The sequence below is a fragment of the Metamycoplasma hominis ATCC 23114 genome, from assembly GCF_000085865.1.
In the GTDB taxonomy this organism is placed as follows: Bacteria; Bacillota_I; Bacilli_A; order Mycoplasmatales; family Metamycoplasmataceae; genus Metamycoplasma; species Metamycoplasma hominis.
On record NC_013511.1, the window covers coordinates 558247 to 580468 of the forward strand.

At 27.8% G+C, this 22222-nt stretch carries 16 protein-coding genes; 13 read left to right on the forward strand and 3 right to left on the reverse strand.

Features of this window, described 5'->3' with window-relative positions:
- Window positions 1-79: 79 nt before the first annotated feature.
- From MHO_RS05780 to MHO_RS02530, 3 genes are read left to right on the forward strand one after another with little or no spacing between them, the layout of a single operon-like run.
- A complete protein-coding gene (locus MHO_RS05780; protein ID WP_012855726.1) occupies window positions 80-2317 on the forward strand; it encodes an ATP-dependent helicase in 2238 nt (745 codons plus the stop codon).
- Between the two features lies 1 nt (window position 2318).
- On the forward strand, window positions 2319-3869 hold the full coding sequence (locus MHO_RS05785) for an MHO_4530 family protein (protein ID WP_012855727.1): 1551 nt from the start codon (window positions 2319-2321) through the stop codon (window positions 3867-3869).
- 49 nt (window positions 3870-3918) lie between these two features.
- Window positions 3919-5826, forward strand: a complete 1908-nt coding sequence (locus tag MHO_RS02530) for a M13 family metallopeptidase (protein WP_012855728.1) — start codon at window positions 3919-3921, stop codon at window positions 5824-5826.
- A 41-nt stretch (window positions 5827-5867) separates the two neighbouring features.
- Here MHO_RS02530 and MHO_RS02535 read toward each other — a convergent pair whose 3' ends face one another.
- The gene (locus tag MHO_RS02535) at window positions 5868-6779 is read right to left on the reverse strand and encodes a nucleotidyltransferase (protein WP_012855729.1); all 912 of its coding nucleotides are present in this window, start codon (window positions 6777-6779) and stop codon (window positions 5868-5870) included.
- Window positions 6780-6995 (reverse strand): hypothetical protein, encoded by a 216-nt coding sequence (locus MHO_RS02540; RefSeq protein ID WP_041359647.1) that lies wholly within the window; start codon window positions 6993-6995, stop codon window positions 6780-6782. It abuts the gene before it with no gap.
- 220 nt (window positions 6996-7215) lie between these two features.
- On the opposite strand from MHO_RS02540, the gene mnmE reads away from it, so the two are divergent.
- Window positions 7216-8562: a tRNA uridine-5-carboxymethylaminomethyl(34) synthesis GTPase MnmE gene (gene mnmE / locus MHO_RS02545; protein WP_012855730.1), complete on the forward strand. Its 1347-nt coding sequence runs from the start codon at window positions 7216-7218 to the stop codon at window positions 8560-8562.
- A gap of 1 nt (window position 8563) precedes the next feature.
- Window positions 8564-9895, forward strand: a complete 1332-nt coding sequence (rlmD, locus tag MHO_RS05790) for a 23S rRNA (uracil(1939)-C(5))-methyltransferase RlmD (protein WP_012855731.1) — start codon at window positions 8564-8566, stop codon at window positions 9893-9895.
- 33 nt (window positions 9896-9928) lie between these two features.
- Here the strand turns inward: rlmD and MHO_RS02555 are convergent, their stop codons facing one another.
- Window positions 9929-11599 (reverse strand): MATE family efflux transporter, encoded by a 1671-nt coding sequence (locus MHO_RS02555; protein ID WP_012855732.1) that lies wholly within the window; start codon window positions 11597-11599, stop codon window positions 9929-9931.
- 99 nt (window positions 11600-11698) lie between these two features.
- On the opposite strand from MHO_RS02555, the gene ftsY reads away from it, so the two are divergent.
- From ftsY to glyA, 8 genes are all read left to right on the forward strand, one after another.
- Window positions 11699-12754, forward strand: a complete 1056-nt coding sequence (ftsY, locus tag MHO_RS02560) for a signal recognition particle-docking protein FtsY (RefSeq protein WP_012855733.1) — start codon at window positions 11699-11701, stop codon at window positions 12752-12754.
- Window positions 12754-12978, forward strand: a complete 225-nt coding sequence (locus MHO_RS02565) for a hypothetical protein (protein ID WP_020002601.1) — start codon at window positions 12754-12756, stop codon at window positions 12976-12978. The genes ftsY and MHO_RS02565 overlap by 1 nt, the downstream gene beginning before the upstream one ends.
- A gap of 99 nt (window positions 12979-13077) precedes the next feature.
- A complete protein-coding gene (gene pyrH, locus MHO_RS02570; RefSeq protein ID WP_012855734.1) occupies window positions 13078-13806 on the forward strand; it encodes a UMP kinase in 729 nt (242 codons plus the stop codon).
- Window positions 13806-14357 (forward strand): ribosome-recycling factor, encoded by a 552-nt coding sequence (locus MHO_RS02575; RefSeq protein WP_012855735.1) that lies wholly within the window; start codon window positions 13806-13808, stop codon window positions 14355-14357. Before pyrH ends, MHO_RS02575 begins: the two co-directional genes overlap by 1 nt.
- A 57-nt stretch (window positions 14358-14414) precedes the next feature.
- On the forward strand, window positions 14415-15368 hold the full coding sequence (locus MHO_RS05795) for a phosphatidate cytidylyltransferase (protein ID WP_012855736.1): 954 nt from the start codon (window positions 14415-14417) through the stop codon (window positions 15366-15368).
- Between the two features lie 102 nt (window positions 15369-15470).
- On the forward strand, window positions 15471-19784 hold the full coding sequence (locus tag MHO_RS02585; protein WP_012855737.1) for a PolC-type DNA polymerase III: 4314 nt from the start codon (window positions 15471-15473) through the stop codon (window positions 19782-19784).
- A 615-nt stretch (window positions 19785-20399) separates the two neighbouring features.
- On the forward strand, window positions 20400-20924 hold the full coding sequence (locus tag MHO_RS05800; RefSeq protein WP_026365124.1) for a hypothetical protein: 525 nt from the start codon (window positions 20400-20402) through the stop codon (window positions 20922-20924).
- A gap of 40 nt (window positions 20925-20964) precedes the next feature.
- The gene (gene glyA / locus MHO_RS02600) at window positions 20965-22221 is read left to right on the forward strand and encodes a serine hydroxymethyltransferase (RefSeq protein WP_012855739.1); all 1257 of its coding nucleotides are present in this window, start codon (window positions 20965-20967) and stop codon (window positions 22219-22221) included.
- Window position 22222 lies beyond the last annotated feature (1 nt).

Consider the following 22222-nt stretch of genomic DNA (forward strand, 5'->3'; position numbering starts at 1 on the left):
TAGAGGGGGTGTTGCTTTTTTATATTGCACTTTTGTGATATAATTTTATAATAAAATTTGCGCATAAAAGGGGAATAAAATGATTGATTTAAAAGATTTAAACGAACAGCAAAAAAGTGCCGTTATATATAACGAAGGACCTTTAAGAATTATTGCTGGCGCTGGTTCAGGAAAAACTAGAGTTTTAACATATAAGATTGCTTATTTAATCCAAAAATTAGGTGTTCTACCTAATCGTATTTTGGCACTAACTTTTTCAAATAAGGCTGCAAATGAAATGAAACAAAGGGTATTTAATCTACTTGCAGAAGATAACCCTAGCAATCTTTCTCCTTATATTTCAACATTCCATGCAATGTGTGCAAAAATATTGAGAAAAGAAATATATAACTTTGGATATGAAAACGATTTCCAAATTCTTGATGAATTAGACCAAAAAGAAATATTAAAAATTGTTTATTCAGAACTTGATATTTCACCAACAGAATTTACATTCTCTTCAATAATTTCATTTATTCAAAACAAAAAGAATTCAATCGAATATTTAAACAACTCAATTAACGATAATAACGAACATTTTAATGAAGACTCAGATTCACAAGAAACACAAGATGAAAAAATCAAGGCAATAAAAGAAAAAATTTACGAACGCTACCAATTACACCTTGAAAGATCTCACTCCCTTGATTTTGATGATTTGTTGGTGTTTGTATACAAATTATTTTATGAACCAAAATTCAGTTTTGTAGCCGAAAGATGAAAAAAGAGATTTGATTATATTTTAATAGACGAATTTCAAGATACTAGCATTTTGCAATATAGAATAATGCAAAAACTTGCAAATGAACATTTAACCATTGTTGGTGATCCAGATCAAACAATTTATTCTTGAAGAAATGCTGACATAAACATTATTATGAATTTTGATAAGGATTACCCAAATTCAGTTACAGTAAAACTTGAAGAAAATTACAGATCAACCAAAACTATTTTAAGAGCAGCAAACAACTTAATTTCGCATAATAAACTTAGATTAGAAAAGAAATTATTCACTGAAAACGAAGAAGGCGAAAATATTGAGTTTTATTGTGGTTTTAATGACGAGGCCGAAGCTAGATGAATAGCAACAAAAATTTCAGAATTAAAAAGAAATCGAGTTCAATTAAAAAATATTGCTATTTTATATAGAACCAATAGTTGTTCAAGAGCAATTGAAGAAGCCTTAATCAAAGAAAATACAATATATAAATTATTTGGCTCTATTAAATTTTACCAAAGAGAAGAAGTAAAAGATGCCCTAGCATATTTAAGAGTTATTCATGATGGAAGCGAAATTTCGTTATTAAGAATAATTAATAAGCCTTCTCGTAAAATAGGGAATGTTACAATTGAAAAACTTCTTTCTGCTTCTAAAAAATACAACTTGGGACTTTTTGAATATCTAGAAACTCACTTTAACCAAATTCAAAAAGAATTGCATATTTCTGGCGATACGCTAAAAAACTTAGCAAACTTTATCAATGAAATCAGATGAGCTAGAAGAGCAATTCAAACAAATGCAATTCACTTAACCATAAAAGAATTAATCGTTAATAAAATAAAATACTTTGATGAAATAAAAAACTCAGAAGAAGAATATGAAAATAAAATCGACAACTTCAATAGTTTAATTGAAGCCATTGCTGAATGAGAAAAGAAAAACCCACAAGGTTCTATTGATGAATATTTGCAAGAAATAACTCTAATAACAGATAGAGATGTTGAAGATGATGCCGCAAGTTTCGTTTCACTAATGACTGTTCACAACTCAAAAGGGCTTGAATTTGATTATGTATTTGTTGCTTGCTTAGCAGAAAACATTTTTCCACTAAAGAGGGCCATATCGATTTCTCCACAAGACGATTTTACTTTTTTAAATTCAAAAAATTTCAAAGAAAACATAGAAGGATTAGAGGAAGAAAGACGTTTGGCTTATGTAGCAATGACTCGTGCTAAAAAAAGATTAATGCTTTCTTTCTCAGTTGGCAGAAATGGTATAAATAGAAAAAGTAGATTCTTGTCTGAAGCAGGAATAAACGAAATTAGAACAATTAAGATTGCCAATAACTTCTCAATTGCAGCAGAGCAAGAAACAAGAAATAACGATTTAATAGTCGGTGATTATATTATTCACAACACATATGGAAAAGGGTTGATTATAGATATGGTTGACAACGTTATTGAAGTTAAATTTGAAAATGATAAAAAGATTCGCAAATTATCAAAAACCCACCATTCAATTAAAAAATACGAAGATGATGAAAGCCTAAATAGTTAAAATGTATAAATACATAGCAATATGAATCTTTCTAATAATTTTATTCTTGGCCGTATCAACCGTATTAACGATATATTACGTTATTATTAGACAAAAGAAGATAAATGCTCAAACAGGATTTTTTGTATTTAAAATAGACAGTACAAAAAACAGAATAAAAATCGAAGGCGATATAAATTCAATTAACAAAATACCTAAATATTTATGAAAGATTTTAAGTATAGATGGTCAATGGGCAAAACTAAATAACTTCTTAAATATTTTTGATTCAGGTGATAAGCGCCTATTACTAGATAATATAAAGAAAAAAAACTTCTTTAAACTAAAAACAAGGATAGCAGAAGAATCATGATCTAACTATTTTTCAAAAGTAGATATTGAGTTTAACAATGTTGTAAATGATGAAATTATGGGAACATTTGCATGAAGAGACATTGACATTAAAATGGATAATGTTTTCAATAAAGAAATTCATGATTTGTCTTATATTCCAACCATTGAAAATTATGAAGGCTTGTTTTTCTTTTTAAACAAGAAACACATTACTGATATAAATGCTTTTTTAGATCTGTTTAAAGATTTAGGAAAACAACACAATATTAATGGCTTAGAAGTTGTATATGAATGAAATGTTCTTTGCATTTTGTTTAATCATGATAAATTAGGTATTGAGAAAGCAAAATTTCTTGCACAAAAATTCATTGATATTGCAAAACTATACAACAAACTTTATTTTAAACTTTGTTGATTTGATTCGTATATAATGAATAAAAAAACATTGGATAACGTATTTACATTCTTTGATTATTTAAAATTAGAAACATTTGAAAAAAATGCATATAACTTTCAAAAAATCCCAAGCAATATTTGAACCGAGCAAAACTTTCAAAAATTTTGTTTAACATACGAAAACATTATTTATAATCTAAGAAACAATTTCTCTATTTCACTAAAAAATATTTCGCTAAAAAATGCAATTGGCGATAAAACCGAACTTAGAAGGTTTGGACTTCCTAAGATTTTTAATTCATTAAAATTAAACAAAGATTATGACTATTACCTAGAATTTTTAGACATAACTAGATTGTTTTATAATGTCTTTTATGAAAAAATCGGTGAACTACATCCTAAAAATGCAATATTAAAAATTAGTGATTCAATATTTGAAACATTAGATATAAACGTTATTAAAAAAATCGGGGTTGAATTTCCAACATTTATTCAATCAATAAAATTATTATCAGCAGAAAGAATAAAAGACATATCCCAAAAAATTGTTAAACTACAAGGAACGAAACTCAATTTTTGTCTCGAAATTAAGGATATTGATTCAACAATAATTTCTCTGGTATCCCCTTGAATTAAATTCATTTGAATAGATGAAGAACTAACCTCTAGATTAACCGAACCTAACATTGTTTTATATCTAAATACCTTATTAGATAATGTAAAAAATCTAGGTATTAAAGTTATTTTTGAAAAATTAGACTACAAAACATACAGGAAATTATTTTATAAACACACATCGATTATTTTATATACGACCAATTAGCGTTTTAATATAAAATTATTAAAAAATTCAAAACAAAAAAGGACAAAACATGAACAAAAAACTTATTCCAATAGATTTCTTTGATGCAATAAATAAAAAGTGGGTAGATAGCCACAAAATCCCTGATTCTAAAAGCTCTATAGGTTGCTTTGCACAATTAGATAAAAATATTACCACATTAACTAAAAAAATATTAAATACATGAAGTGAAGATGCTTCAACAATTCCAAACGACCCTATTATCAATCAATTAGTAAAATTTTATAACTTAACCAAAAATTGAAAATTACGTTATCAAGCGCAATTAAAGCCAATTAATAAATTACTTTCAAAAATTAATTCCTTAAATTCTTGAAAGGATGTTGAAAACAATTTTTTGGAATTGAAATTATCTAGTTTAAACACCCCTTTAATTTTTTCAGTTTCAACAGATTTTAAAAACAGCGATGTTCAAACTCTTTATTTAGATGTAAACTCTACAATTCTACCAGACAAAAGTTTTTATACTGATCCTGTTAAAAAAGAAAAATTTATTAATGTTTGAAAAAATATGGTTTTAAAACTTTTAAATAAGATCGACAAAAACGAATCTAAAAACAATTTAATCATTGAAAATGCTTTAAAATGAGATGAATTAACTTCTTCATTTTTAAGAGATTCAGAATTCTATTTTGATATGGTTAAAATTTGCAACACTATTTCAACAAAAGAATTAACCCAAAACGTTAAAACAATAAACATAGAAAATATATTAAGGCAATTAATTAAATGTTTCCCCGAAGAAATAAATGCTATTGATCCAAATTCTATAAACATTGCAAAATCTTTAACTAATGAAGAAAATTTTGAATATTATAAAGCAAGTTTAATTATTGATGCAATATTAACTTATGCACCTTATTTCGATTATTCAACAATTCAAATTGCTTCTGAATTTAATTTAGCAATAAACGGAAACAAAAAAATTGAATCAAAAGAAAAATATCAAATTAAACAAGCAAAACATTTTTTTGATATTCCTTTTGGAACTTACTATGGTAAAACCTATTTTGGATTAAAAAACAAGCAAACGGTTGAACACATGATAAAAAGCATGATAGGCGTTTATAAAGAACAGCTAGCAAAAAACTCTTGGTTAAGTAAACAAACAAAAGAAAAAGCAATAACAAAGCTTAACTCAATCGGTGTTTATGTTGGTTTTCCTGAAATAATTCAAGATCACTATAAATATTTAATAGTTGAAAAATTTGATGGATACAATGATTTATTTGAAAACGTTTTAAAGTTTAACAAAATTTTAGCTGAACACATTTTATCTGAATACGGAAAAACAGAAGACAAGAACCTTTGACATATGTCACCTGCTATGGTTAACGCCTATTATAACCCTTCAAAAAATGTAATAGTATTCCCTGCTGCAATCTTACAAAAACCTTTCTTTAGTGCAGATCAATCCTCTTCATCAAATTTTGGTGGAATTGGTGCTGTTATTGCCCATGAAATATCACACGGATTTGACAATAATGGAGCAAATTTCGATGAAAAAGGAAATATGATTAATTGATGAACAGAAGAAGATAAAAAAGCTTTTGAAATCAAGACAAAAGAAATGATTAATTTATTTGAAGGTAGAGAAACATCTGTTGGTAAATGTAATGGAACATTAACCGTTTCAGAAAACATAGCAGATGCTGGTGGATTATCGTGTGCTTTAGCAGCAGCAAAATTAGAAAAAGATTATAACCCTAAAGATTTTTATATAAATTTTGCAACAATTTGAAGAACAAAATACCGTCCAGAATTACAATCATTATTATTAACTATTGATTGTCACGCTCCTGCCAAATTAAGAACAAATGTTCAAATACAAAACTCTGATGATTTTTATACAACTTTCAACGTCAAAAAAGGCGACCAAATGTATTTACCACCTGAAAAAAGAGTAAAAATTTGATAATTCTAAACACAAAAAAAGCAACCGCACGGTTGCTTTTTTAATTAACACAAATCTTCTTTCTTTATTCCTAAAAGAACATACAACATCACTCGTTTAATTCTGCTATTTGTATATCTTTTTGAAGTACATAAATCAACAAATTCATTATAATTTTTTGCTATTTCAATATTCTTTTTAAAAAGATTTTCCATTCCCTCGGATACTAATGCAATATTTGCTAGTTCTTCTTTGGAATAATTTTGTACCTTTTGTTTAAACTCATTATATTTATCTTCAATTTTTGAAAAATTTTTAGGAATGTTTATCGGTGTGAACATTGAAACATCTTCGCCTTCTTCTAACATTTTTCGTATCATTGTTGCCGAAGCATAATTATTATTTGCTATTAACGAATTGTGTGGAGCTGTTCTTTTTATGCAAAACGGTTTTACTGATAAATTATTAAAAACTATATATTTGGTATATTCAAACCCTAAAATATCTTGTGGTATATTTTCAACACCTATTAATTTTTCTAGCGACAAGAAACAACTCAAAACATATGATTTTCCTGTTTTTAAATTCATTCTTACATCTTTGTTATATTGATCAAAATTTTTCTTTATTACGTTTGCTGCGTTTAAATATTTTTTTATATCATCAGTGTCAGAAACCCCAAAAACTAAATAATCAATACCTTCTTTTATTAACAAATCTATTGATTTTTTAGCAAAAATATGGGCTGCTTGTGTAGATGCAAAAAAATCTAATTCAACAACTTTTGTTGCTCCATATTCAAGCGCAATGTTTTTTCTAACTTCAAAAGGTAAACATGCTATTTCGCCCCGTTGAACATAATCGCAAGATAATGCAACAATTATTTCAGGATCTTTGAAGATTTCTTTAATTTTATTAATTAAATAAATATGCCCATTGTGAAATGGGTTAAATTCAGCTATTATTCCTATTTTCATTTATTTTTTCTTTAATTCATCAAGGCTAATATCGCAAAAATCTTCAATAGAGCTATCTTCTCAATAATTTAATTCCACAGTTTCTTGGATCTCAATGTTTTTTTGATCGCCTTCACAATTTTTGTTTGAATCAAAATCTTCGAACATCACAATATCGCTTTGTTCTTTTTCTTTTTTTATTTGTTTTTTCTTGCTTGTTTTCTTTTTATTAAACATATTTAAATTATATCATTGCAAAAAATTACTTTTGTTTTTTTAATTGTGTGATTAAAATGTTAATAAATTTTTTCGAAATTTCTTTTTAATTTTAGTTGTTTTTTAAATTGTTAACATTATAAACATAGCTTATTATATTTATTAATTTAACAAAGCAAACCAATAACACCTAACATTAAACAAAAACATTTTTATATATTATTTAATATATAATTAAAATATGAAAAATAATATTCAAGATACAATAGTTGCTATTTCTTCAGGCAATGTAAATCAAGCAATATCTATTATCAGATTATCTGGTGAAGATTCAATTGAGATTGTTAAAAAAGTTTTTAGTGGTAAAGTCGGAAAAGATAAGACAATTACTTACGGAAATATCATTGATAATATAACAGGAAAAATCGTTGATGAGGTATTAGTTAATTGGTTTATTGGTAATAAAAATTATACTGGAGAAAATACCGTTGAAATAAATGCTCATGGTGGAATTGTTGTAACAAACAAAATACTTAATCTATTAATTGCTAATGGTGCAAGGTTGGCAAACAGAGGAGAATTTACAAGGCGAGCATTTTTAAACGGAAAAATTTCGTTAGATAAAGCCGAAGCGATAAATAGCTTAATTCATGCAAAAACAAATAAACAAGCAGAAATTGCTATTTCTCAATTTAATTCTAAGGACAATTTAATTATTGAAAATTTAATTAACGAACTACTTACTATAATTTCATTAATCGAAATTAATATTGATTATTCTGATTATAACGATATAAAAGAAATGGATGCTAACACCTTAACAAGTCAATTATCAAAATTTAATAGAAAATTAGATTCTATAATTAATAAATCAGAAAATGCTTGCGATATTTATAAAGGAATAAATGTTGCGATAGTAGGAAGACCCAACACTGGTAAATCATCACTTTTAAATTCTTTAATTGGTTCACAAAAAGCAATAGTAACAAATATACCCGGAACAACAAGAGACGTGGTAGAAGGCGAATTTCAGATTAATGGTTTTTTATTTAATTTGATTGATACAGCGGGTATAAGACAAACAAAAGATCTTGTTGAATCAATAGGTATTGAAAGATCTAAAAACGCAATAAAAGAAGCCAAAATTGTAATTCATATGCACGAACCATTTATTAAAGAAAATGAAGAAGATCAAATAATTAAAGAACTCTCAAAAGGTAAGGTATATATACCGGTAATGAACAAGCAAGATCTTTTAAACAAAGATCAATATCCTAAGAACATGGTTTTAATCTCAAGCAAAGAAAATAGTCTATGAGAATTAAAAAATGCGTTAGTAAAAAATTACTTGAATATTGATTTAGATGACCCTCAAATAATTTTTAATAATAGAAAACTTTCGTTATTGAAGCAAGCGAAGATTTCTATCAATACTGCACTAGAATCACTAAGTCAAGGTTTAGGCCCTGAGGTGGTTATTTTAGATATAAACGAAGCTTGAGGGTCATTGAGCGAAATACTAAATAAAAAGCACGATAATGAAGCCCTACTAGATAATATATTTAGCAAATTTTGTTTAGGAAAATAATATGTATAAAATAAACGACAAAATAGTTGTGAAAGCAACAGAACTAAGTTATGAAGGCTATGGGGTTGTAAGAAGTGATAAACAAACACTTTTTGTTGAAAATCTCTTACCTGGAGAAGAAGCAGAAGTAGCCATTTATAAATCAAATTCAAAAATTGCTTATGGACGTACAGTTAATTTGATAAATAAATCAAGTAAAAGAGTTGAAGTTGTTGAGAAAGAATTGTTTGAAAGCGGTGCAGCGCCATTGATGGTTTTAAGTTACGAAGATCAATTAAAATTCAAACAAGAAATTGTTAATAATTTAATAAAAAGAAATATTGGATTTCAAAACATCGAACAAATTCAACCTAGTCCAAAAATATTAAATTATAGAAATAAAATAACCTTACATGTGAATTATAAAAACAATAATATTTATATTGGTTTCTATAAAAAAAACAGCAACAAACTAGTTATTCAAAATTCGCTTCCTCTTTGTCATGATGAACTTGATAAATATTACAAAGAACTTATTAGTGCCCTAAAACAACAAATTTTATCAAAAGATAATTGAATAAAAGAACTTAAACTTAGAAAAATTACATTGAGGCATAGTAATTGAAGCCATAATATTGAAGTTATTTTTATTATTGAAAATCCAAATAAAAAAGGTTTTGATTTATTGAAAAATAATTTGATTTTCTTATTGAAACCCAATGTAATTTCAATACAATGCCAATATATTAAAGAATCTAAAGATATATTCACTTCTTTGTATAAATCAATGCCACAACAATTTAATATAAACAATAAAATATTCAATGTGAACAATGATTCTTTTTTTCAAGTAAATGAAGAACAAACTAGTTTAATATATAATCAAATTAAAAAGTTCATAGATCAAGAAAATTCAACAAAAATAATTGATGTTTATTCAGGCGTTGGTAGCATTGGAATATCTGTTTGTGGCAATGACTCTCAGCTTGAATTAATTGAAATAAATAAATCAGCATGTGAGTGTGCAAAAATTAACATAAACCAAAATTTGATTAATCCAAAACTTGTGGATATAATAAATAGTTCAGCACAAGACTTTTTTAATAAAAAAGAAGCAGAATATTTTGAAAAATCGATAGTTATATTTGACCCACCAAGAACAGGTTTAACAAATAAAGAAATTAACATGCTAGAAAAATGCAATAGTGTAATTTATATGAGTTGCAATCCTCATACAATGATTAGGGATTTAAAATATTTTGAAGAAAAAGGGTATAGAATCGAAAGGCTAATACCTTATGATATGTTTCCTCAAACTTATCATATTGAAATGTTGTCGCTTTTAAAAAAATAAAAATTAGGTTTAATTAAATTACCTAATTTTTATTTATAACTTTTTAGCATATTTATACCATTTTCTTGTGCTTCAACGAATATTGAATAGCAATGTTCTTGTGAATGCATCTAATAATGTTGCTCCCGTCATTAAAAACATGAAGGTGGCAGGACTGAAATAATGATGTCCTAATTGAATATACACAACAAGATATACAGCGCTCAATTGAACACCTAGCATAGTTATTAAAGAAACTAAATTTGGCATTCAAACATCGTTGGCACCTCATAAAGCCCTTAGGGTTGTAAGGTTTCCTATATCTAGAACAGCTCTTAGCATCATAATTCCCATAACACCATACCCAACAGAATTAATTATTTGAATATCTATTGAATAAAGTCTTAGCAAAGGCCAGGTTAATGAAACTCCTAATATTGAAAATAATGACTGTGCATAAAAGCCAAACTTTAATGCACTATTTCCGAGTTCATGAGCAGCTTCAAAATTTTGTTTTCCAATTTCGTTTGCAACAATTGCGCTTGATACATAACCCAAAGCAATCATTACTGCATTAAATATGTCATAGGAACTATTTACAGCTCTTCACAAACCAATGAATTGTTCATTCTTTCCTTCGAATCCCATCGGAATTGCTCTCGCAAGAAGATATTGGCCTATGAATCAAATTCCTGTTTCAAAAGCAATAGGAAGACCTAACTTAAGAATGTTTTTAACATATTTTGTATTCCATGTTTCTTTAATTGAAATTTTATTGTTTTTTGTTATAAAGTGATAGGAAATTGAATAATCAATTGTTAAATGAAATATTGCCCCCAAAATTGGTTCAAGTGCAACCATTATAAAAAGATCTTCATTTGAAATCTTTCAAGGTAAAAACATAATTAAATAAGTTCAACTTGCACGTACAAATATACTGGTAATTAATCCAAATATTGAAAATTTATTTTTTTCAACAGATTGTAAACTGGCCGTAAAAATAACGGCTATTGAATATATGAATATGTCGCAAGTGGTTATTCTTAAGAATTTTATAGCCATTGTTGTTTCGGAAGTTACTGAAACCTTAAAAGGATTTGTATTAACTAGGGTAATTCCATTTATAGTTCCACCGTATAGCACCTTATTAAATTGATTCATTCTAGCTAAATCATTTATAGTGATGTTGTGATTTTTCAATAATTCAATGTTTGATTTAAAAAGATCTACACCTTCCTTGTTTTTTCAACCAAAAAGAGGAATGTTTTTTGTTCCAGAAGCTTGTAAAACTATTGGTGCAAGTCCAAACATAATAAAATAGACACAAGTATTTATTATTAATGATACATAAACGGCAGACCACAAAGCTTTTGGTATGTCTCTTATTTTGCTTTGTCCAAAAAGATTTGAGCATAAGACTAATGTTCCGCTTTGGTAAATAATAGGAATAAAGGTTATCATTTTGTAAACAGTTAATATTTTTGCAATCATATAAAAATAAAAACCATTGTATGAACCATCGGCGTGATAGACTTTTATATAATGCGAAGAAGCAAGAGAAGAAACTACCGATACTAAAGCAACAAAAAGTGTCTGAAAAAAGATTGGTAAAGTCAATTTGAAAATATACTTAAAGTGTTTAACTTTAAATAATTCACTTGATTTTTCAATAAAAATACTTAAACGATTTGTATTTCTTTGTTTACTGTTTTCTTTCTTTCTCATAACTCGTTAATTCTAACATATAAATTAAAATCCATTTAAACAACTTTATTATAATGTAAAATTTATATAAATAACGCTAAAATTTGCAAGGAGATTTACATGGGATTTTGATCAAACTTAAAAGATAAATTATTTGGTACCAAAGAAGAAAGAATAGCCAAAAAACAAGCAAAAATTGAAGCAAAAGAACAAAGACAATTAGAAAAAGAATTAATTAAAAAAAATAAGTTAAATACTTATATTGCAGGTCTTTCAAAATCAAACTCTTCATTTAATGAGCATATAAAAGAATTGCAAAACAAGCATAATAAAATTGACGAAGAATTTTTTGAAGATTTAGAAGAAATGCTGATTATGTCTGATATTTCAATTAAGCTAGTGCAAATAATTATTAACGAATGTAAAAAAGAAGTTAGAAACGAAAATATAACTGATCCAAAATTAATAAACGAGATAATTGCTGATAAACTGTTTACAATTTATACATCAAATTCTGTTGTCGATACAACACTTAATATTAAAGATAATAGGTTGAATGTAATATTAGTTGTGGGTGTCAATGGTTCAGGAAAAACTACGTCAATATCAAAAATTGCTAAAAAATTAATTGACGAGGGTAAAAAAGTATTGATTGCTGCAGGTGATACATTTAGAGCAGCGGCAGTTGAACAATTAGAGATTTGAGCAAAAAGAGTTGGGGCTGATATTGTAACACCAAACGAAAACGAAGTGGATCCGGCGGCGGTTGTTTATAGGGCAATCGATATAGCAAAATCAAAAAAATACGATATATTGATTGTAGATACTGCGGGAAGGTTGCAAAATAAAGTAAATTTAATGAACGAACTTGCCAAAATCAATAGGGTTTTAGCCTCTAAAATTCCCGATGCACCTCATGAAAGTTTATTAGTTTTAGATGCAACAACCGGACAAAATGGTGTAATTCAGGCTAGGGTATTCAAGGAATCTACACCATTGACTGGAATCATTCTAACAAAAATGGATGGAACCTCAAAAGGTGGAATTGTTTTAACAATCAAAGATGAGATTGGTTTGTTTGTAAAATACATTGGTTTAGGTGAAAAAGTTGATGATTTAGCGGAATTTGATTTAGATTCTTATATCTATGGTTTGACAAAAGGTATTAACGAATAATGGAAACAATTGAAGAACGAGATTACTATGTAAAGTTGTTTGAAAAATATGGTGATTTATTACCACAATCTCAAAAACAAGCTCTACAATTACTTTTATATGAAGATTTGTCATATGGGGAATTAGCTCAAGAATTAGCAATGTCTAGACCAGGGGCTTACGACGCAGTTAAAAAAGCAAAATTACACTTAAAACAAATTGATGAAAAGTTAAAACAAAGTTAAAAAATTTTCTATTTTTTGTTATTAAACAAATAATTTATGAAAATAATTAAATTTAATATATAAAATATATATAAATTATTAACCAATAAAGAGGGAAGAATGTCTTATAAAAGAGTATTGATTAAACTTTCGGGTGAGGGCTTAGCAAATAAAGGTAAACACCTTGCAATTGATTATGAATTAGTTGAAAAATTTGCAAACCAATTAAAAACAATAATTAGTAGAAATATTGAAGTTGCGATTGTTGTCGGTGGCGGTAATTTTTGAAGAGGAACAAGTGCCGAAAAAAATGGTATGCAAAGGGTTAGAGCAGATTACATTGGTATGTTAGCTACAACAATGAACGCGCTAGCTTTGCAATCAGGATTTGAGAGATTGAATTTGCATTGTAGAGTATTATCAAGCCTAACAATGGACCCAAAGGTTTGTGAAGTTTATATAAACGAAAAAGCTAAAAAATACCTAAGAGATGGAGAAGTTGTAATTTTTGCAGGAGGAACTGGACGTCCATTTTTTACAACCGATACAGCCTCAACATTATTCGCTAGTGAAATTGATGCGGATGCAATATTGATGGGAAAAAACAACGTTGATGGGGTGTATGATAGCGATCCAAAATTCAATAAAGACGCCAAAAAATTTCCAATCATTACATATGATGAATTACTAGAAAAGGAATTGAAAGTTATTGATCAAACCGCAGCATCAATGGCAAAGGAAAATAATATTGATATTTTAATATTTGATATTAATGAAGAAGATTCTTTAATAAGGGCAATAGAAAATAAAATACCTAACACAATAATAACTAGAGAAAGGGAAAAATAATGGAATTAGACAGTTATCTTTTAGAACTAGATGAAGAAATTAGCAAATCAATTGTTAACTATGAAAATCAATTAATGAAAGTTGTTATAGGTAGGGCAAATCCTGTCTTAATCAGTAAAATTAAATTAGAATATTATGGTTCACCAATTTCGGTAGAAGAAATAGCATCTATAACCACTTCAGGACCATTACAATTAATTGTTAAGCCATATGATATGAGTGTGCTAAAAAATATTGAAAAAGCAATCATGGATAACAAGATAAACGTTTCAATAATAAATGAAGGACACCAATTGAGATTGCAATATCCTCAAATGACCACTGAAAAAAGAGTAGAAATGACAAAGCAACTTGCTTCAATAACCGAACAAGCAAGAATAGGCGTAAGACAAGCAAGACAAGATATCAATAAAAAAATAAAAGCAGATAGCGACCTTTCAGAAGACATTCAAAAACATTATCTAGATAATATTCAAAAAGAAGTTGATAAATCAATAGAAAAAATCAATGAAATGTCAAAAACAAAAGAAAAAGAACTTTTAACAATATAAAATGCTTCGGCATTTTTATTTTTAATTAATCTTTTATTTATTTATAATTATTAAATAATGAAAAATCTAAAAATTAGAGCAAGATCTGCAATTATATTATTTAGTATATTGATTCCACTGCTTATTTTAACTTATTTTGTTAAAAGTTTAGGAGTGGCAATTTATATGTTTTTTAGCGCGTGGGCTTTGTATGAAGTTATTTCACACAACCAAAACAAAAGATCTGTTAATTTAGTTATATCCTTACTTTCAACATTAATTTGAATAATACCAATTAATTGATTTTTAAAAGATTGAGGAACATTTTGAGAAATGTATAGCAATGGGCATTGAGTCTATGGCCTTGATAGAGATACATTGATTTCAATAATAAAAAACACAATATTTTTTAAATCAAATGCCTGGTCTGGTGCTCCGGGGTTGGGCTTAATATTAGTTTTCTTAATAACAACATTCTTACTTATTGTTGATGTAAAGAGTCAAAAAAATGCTAAGAATTGGTTTAAGAACTATTTCATTACAATATTCGCCGTTATATTTATTCCATCAAGTTTTAAACTAATTTTTATGTACAACGTGATGAGTTTGTATTGACTATTCATATTATTTTTAATTCCTATTGTGTGTGATAGTTTTGCTTATTTAATTGGTAGACTTATAGGAAGAAAAATAATTAAGTTTGGCTTTGCACCTCACATAAGTCCTAAAAAAAGTTGAGAAGGAGCCATTGCCGGATATTTTATAGGGGCCTTGTTTGTCTTTATATTTATGGGAATTAATTTCGGAAACTCTGATTCAATAAAAATATTAATAAATCAAAAGCAAATTATTACGGCCGTTTTTGTTCTTCCTGCAATTTCTATTATTGGCGATTTAGTATTTTCAGGAATAAAAAGAGCTCAAAATATTAAAGATTTTTCTGAATTAATAGCGGGTCATGGAGGAATTATGGACAGATTTGATTCGCTATCGTTTAATACGGTATTTTTAACTTTTATATTAATGATTTAAGTAAAATAAAATAAAAAAATCGTTATTACTTTTTAACGATTTTTTTATTAATATTAATATAATTAATAATAAAACTATTTAATGTAAATGAGGGGATAATTTATGCTTGATAAGACTTTTGTGCAATTATGCAAAGAAATAAAATTTGAATTTGATGAACAACAATTTTATGGTGCAAAAGTTTTGAGTGTTGAATCAAACTTAAATGAATGGAAATTTAAGATTGCCTTTGCAAACCATATTGACATTGAACAATACAAACAATTTAGAGAAAAATTAGTTAAAAGATTTGGCAAGGTTGAATTAATCTTGGCTATTGAGACAATTATAAGAAATAAACAAATTATTGTTGATTATTTAAATTATCTAATAGAATGTAACCCCAAGAAATATTGGCCTTTTGTAAAATATAATTATTCATGTATAACTACTTCGGCAATTGAAATAGATGAAAAAACATTAACACTTTCCTTACTAACAAATGAAATTTATGAAGTTTTTAAAAGTAATAAAGATCTTTTTAAAGAAGCGCTTGCTTCAATAGGATTTGATTTTTATAATGTAGTTTTTAATTTGGGATTGAACAATAAAAAAAGCGTTGCAAGTAAAAAATTAGATGGTTGAATTGAACAATTTAACAATTTAAAAGATAATGAAAATAACTTAAAAGAAAGCTTTTCAAAATCTAATTTTTATTCTAAAAAAGAATCAGCAAGACCAATTGAGATGGATTTAACTACGGCAAACGAAACGTTTGAAGAAATAAAAATAACCACAAAAGGAGAAGTTTTTTTTATTGAAAGCAAAGTGCTAAAAAACAAAAAAATTCTATATACGCTAAAGATTTCAGATTATAAAGAAGCTATTCTTGTTAAAAAATTTTATGATTCCGAAAACGAAATACCTGATATAAAGGTAGGGGACACGATTATTGTTACTGGAAAATTAAGTGATGATAATTTTACAAAATCAAAAGTTTTAATAGCAATGGGCAAGGAATGCTTCATAAAGACAGAACCATTACAAAAGCTTATTGAAGATAATGAAGACAATAAAAGAGTTGAATTAGCCGCAAGATCTAATATGAGTGCTCAAGATGGAATTTCAACACCTTCTGACTATATTGACGCCGCCAAATTTTATGGTCATAAGGCTATAGCATTGACCGACCTCGATGATGTACAAGGATTCCCTGAATTTTACAACTATGCTAAGAAACAAAAGGATGTTAAGCCAATATACGGCGCAACATTAAGTACCATTGATTCAGATAAAAAATTCTTCTACAATTTTAAAAATTTCAACTTAAAAGAAGAAGAATATGTTGTGTTTGACCTTGAAACAACAGGATTGAGTCCAAGATTGGATGACATAATTGAATTTGGTGCCACTATTGTAAAAAATAATACTATTACTCAAAAAATTCAATTCTTTTTGCAAACAAAACGCGAACTATCAGCCTTTACTGTTGAAAGCAGCCACATTAATAATGAAATGTTAAAGAACGGTTATGCACAAGAAGAAGGCATTAAAAAAATTTATGAAATATTAAAGGATAAAATAGCGGTTGCTCACAATGCAAACTTCGATATAAATTTCTGCAAAGAAAAATTTAGCAAACTTGGCCTTGATAATTCTAAAATTTTTGGCCTTGATACATTGGCCTTATCTTATTTTTTAAATCCCGATGAATTTCGTCATTCTTTGGGTTATGTTGCTAAAAGATTCAATATTATTTATGATACAACTGTTGCCCACCGTGGTGATTACGACGCTAATGTTTTGGCTAAGATTTGAATAAAAATGATTGACAAACTTGCAAAAGATTACAATATCTTAAACTCACAGGATTTAAACAATGTCGATAGCCAAAAAATACTTTCTCATAAATTTACATACGAAACAAGAATATTAGTAAAAAATCAAGCTGGCCTTAAAAAATTATTCAAAATTATTTCGCGTTCTTTAACTTCTCAATTTAAAAAAAATCCACAAATTTACTTTGATCAATTGGGCAATGATGAAGATTTGTTTTTTGGATCAGCAACAAATCAATCATATGTTTGAGACCAAGTATTCACTGGAACAAATGAAAATTTGCTAAATTCACTAAAATATTATGACTATATTGAATTACCTCCTATATCATCATTTCAATATATGATTGATAGTAATCACGTTACGTTAGATGAATTAAAATTTTTGTATAAAGATTTAATTTCAAAAGCAAAAAGTTTAAACAAAATGTGCGTTGCCGTTTCTGATTGTAGATATATTTATAATTATCAAAGATTAATTCATGAAATTTACATTGAGGCCCCAACTTTGGGGGGTGGGCTTCATTGGCTTAAGAAGAGGCCATCTCATCCGGAATTTAGATATTTAACAACAAGAGAGATGTTAAAAGAATTTGCTTTTTTGAATGATAGTTATTTAATTAATGAAATAGTAATTGAAAATCCAAACAAAATTGCTAATGAAATTTCATCTAATATTCAAGTTATTAAAGATAAATTGTATGTTCCGACTTTTGATAACTCACCTCAAAAATTAAGAGAAGTTGTTTATAGGACTTTAAAAGAAAGATACGGGGATAATCCTGATCCCATTATAGTTAAAAGAATTGAAAAGGAATTAAACCCAATTATAAAGTATGGCTATTCTGTTATTTATTGAATAAGTCATAAATTAGTTAAAAAAAGTAATGAAGATGGTTATCTAGTAGGCAGTAGAGGAAGCGTTGGTAGCTCAATTGTTGCCAATCTAGCGGGTATTTCAGAAGTAAATCCCTTACCGCCACATTATTTATGCAAAAATTGTAAATATTTTGAATGAAACAGTAATAAAGAAATTTATTCAGGTTGAGATTTGCCTGACAAGCATTGTCCAAACTGCAACTCAATATTGTCGAAAGATGGGCATAATATCCCCTTTGAAACATTCCTAGGATTTGAAGCAGATAAAGTTCCTGATATTGATTTGAATTTTAGTGGTGAATATCAACCAACAATTCACAATTATGTTAAAGAATTGTTTGGAGAAGCGCATACATATAGAGCCGGTACAATAGCAACCGTAGCAGAAAAAACAGCATATGGATTTTGCAAAAAATATGAAGAAGAAAAGAGAGGAAATTATCAACCTTGAAGTCATTTGTTCTTGGACTTTTTAGCATCTAAAACACAAGGAGTAAAGAGAACAACTGGACAACATCCTGGGGGAATTATTATTATTCCTAAAGAATTCGATGTTGAGGATTTTACGCCTGTTAACTATCCTGCTAACGACACAGAAAGTTCTTGAAAAACAACACACTTCGACTTCACCTCTATTCATGATAATGTCTTAAAATTAGATTTGTTGGGCCATGATGATCCTACCGTTATTAGAATGCTTGAAACATTGACAAATACAAACGCAAAGGAAATACCAAAATTTGATGCAGAAGTTATGAAACTTTTTTATACAACTGAATCATTGAAAATTAGTCCTTCAGACATTGGGGGCGAAACAACCGGGGCATATGGGTTGCCTGAATTTGGAACAAACTTTGTAAGAAAAATGTTAAAAAAAGCTCAACCGAGATCATTTAATGATTTAATTCTTCTTTCGGGGTTGAGTCATGGTACGGATGTTTGAACAGACAATGCCGAAGAACTAGTGGCAAGAGGCAAAAAATTAATAGAATGTGTATGCTGTCGTGATGATATAATGCGTGGGTTGATTGAATGAAATATTGAACCCTTAACAGCTTTTCAAATTATGGAAAAAGTTAGAAAAGGAAAAGGCTTGACACCTGAGTGAGAAGAACTCTTAAAAAGTCATAACGTTCCTGAATGATATATAGAGTCGTTGCAAAAAATTAAATACATGTTCCCTAAGGCCCATGCTACTGCGTATGTAATTATGGCTTGAAGAATTGCTTGATATAAGTTGTATTATCCATTACCTTTTTATGCATCATTTTATACAAACAGGCCAGATGCTATTGATATTCAAATAATGAGTAGTGGCGCAGCAAGCGTTCACCAAAAACTTATTGAATTAAAAAATCGCCAAAATTCAACTGGCGAAAAATTATCTGTAAAGGAAGAAGCGCTAATTCCTGTTTTAGAAATTACTCAAGAATTATATGCAAGGGGATTTAAAATTAAAAATGTTGATTTAAAACTTTCTTTGGCTGATAAATGAATAATAGATGAAAAAGATAAGGCGCTAATTCCTCCATTTAATGTTGTGGATGGTTTAGGAATTACTGTTGCTCAAACAATAGTATCTGCAAGAAAAGAAGGCTTTTTCCTTTCAATTGAAGACCTTGCTTCGAGAACAAAAGTCAATTCAAGAATTATTTCGGAATTAAAAAAAATAGGCGTTTTAGATTGCTTAGATGATACCAATCAAGTAAGTTTGTTTTAAAAATATCTTAAAATAAAAAGAAAATGAAAATTTTAATAAATTAAAAGTGATATAATAAAAGAGCTCCAATTGGAGCATAAAGATCATTGTTTATTTAAATATATAGTTCGTTTATGTCAAATTAACTAAGATTTATTTGTTAATCTTTATATAAAAGTATAAGTTCAATAATTAAAAGTTTTATATGTTTTTCAACCTCCTTCATATTTTTTATTTATATACTTAAAACATAAAAAATGTGCGTATTTTAATTCAAAGAAATCTTATACAAAAAAATTTTTGTGTAGTTGCTTTAATTTGTTTTTGTTGTCTTATTGAATATATTTTAGGTTTTTGTAAATCCTTTCTTAAAAATGTTATTTCGTATTTGTGTGTTTGCAAAACCAAAGGGGTAAATTTATATTTAATAATATTTTTCTTCAAAAGCATCTATACAAAAATAAAGCTGTTTAAAAGTTTATATTTTTTATTAAAAAAATGTGTAGTTATTTCTTAAACAACGCCAGATGATAAGGCGTTGTTTTCATTTGCCTATTTTTTGTTTTTTAAAAAATGCTATATTTGGTAAAATTTTAATTAAATTAAATAATAATTTATATAAGAATGGAGCGTATTATGTCAAATAATGACAAGTGAAAAAATAAGAAAGTTAATTTAAAGAATTATGTTGTAGAATCAGGAAAGCCAAAAAGAGAATTGTCACGTTCATGAAAAATAGCTCTAACGGGTTTATTTTTAATTGTCATTCCTTCTTTTATAATGTTTTTAATTTTAGGCATAGATGGTTGAATTATAAAATCAACAAAAAATTTATCAAGATGAGGTGTTGAGTTTCCAATAGCATTGGCAATTGCTGCAATACAAATTATTATTGTTTTATTGTTAGTTTTTAAATTTAAGGTATTTAACACTGAAGCATTAACCTTTCTAATTCCAATTTCTTTAGCCATTAATTCATTTTTGGTATCTAGTGGTCAAAGACCAGAAGATTGATATATTAGGGTTTTACCCGCTGTAGGTTTGGTATTTCTTGCAATTCCGATAATATTAATAAACAAGGCAGTTGCTAAAAGCCAAGAAAAACAAAGAAAAATTAAATTACTTGAAGAAGAACAAAAAAATAAATCATTGCTTGACTAAACTAAACTTCGAGTTTAGTTTTTATATTTAAGGAGTTTAGATGTATAAAAAAATAAGTTTAGATGATAAAGAAATCGAAGAATTAATTAACCTAGAAAATCAACGTTTAGAAGACCATGTAGAACTAATAGCATCTGAAAATTATGTTTCAGAAGATGTTATGAAGGCAAATGGTTCTTGTTTAACTAATAAATATGCAGAAGGCTATCCTAATAAAAGATATTATGGTGGTTGCGAATATGTTGATAAAATAGAAGAAATTGCACAAGAAAGAGCAAAAAAATTATTCAATGTAAAATATGCTAATGTTCAACCATATTCAGGAAGTGTTGCAAATGCCGCTGTATACATGGCAATGGTTGATCCTGGAGATAAAGTCTTAGGATTAGATTTAAATTCAGGAGGACACTTATCACACGGATATAAAATTTCATTTAGTGGTAAATTTTACGAAGCTCATACTTATTCTGTTAATGATGAAGGTGTATTGGATTACGACAAGATATTGGAAATTGCAAAAGAAGTAAAACCAAAAATGATAATTTGTGGATATTCTGCATATTCTCAAATTGTTGACTTTGCTAAATTTAGAAAAATTTGTGATGAAGTAGGTGCAAAATTATTTGCTGATATTTCTCATATATCAGGATTAATAATAGCAGGATTACACCCATCACCTTCGGGTTATGCTGATGTTATAATGACTACAACACATAAGACATTGCGCGGCACTCGTGGAGCAATAATTTTAACTAATGACGAAGAAATTTTTAAAAGAGTTAACAGTGCGGTTTTTCCTGGCGTTCAAGGAGGACCTTTGTTCCATCAAATAGCAGCAAAGGCAGTAAGCTTTAGAGAAGCATTACAACCAGAGTTTATTGATTATCAAAAGCAACTATTGTTGAACTCAAAAATTATGTGTCAAACATTTTTGAACAAGGGAGTAAAAATTATCTCTGGCCTTACTCAAAATCATTTATTTATGATTGATGTAAAAACTAGTTATGGAATAACAGGAAAATATGCAACAGAAGTTTTGGGTAGAGTTAATATAACCGTGAATAAAAACACTATTCCAAACGATAGTGAAAAACCAACTGTTGCTAGTGGAATAAGAATAGGATCTGCGGCAATGACATCAAGAGGATTAAAGGAAGATGAGTTCATCATTTTAGCCAATTTAATTGATAAAGTTCTAAGAGATCCAGAAAACGAAAACTTATTATATGTAGTAAAGAAAGAAATTGCAAAATTAACCAATTCATTTCCAATTAAACGTTCTCATTTAGTTCGTTAGA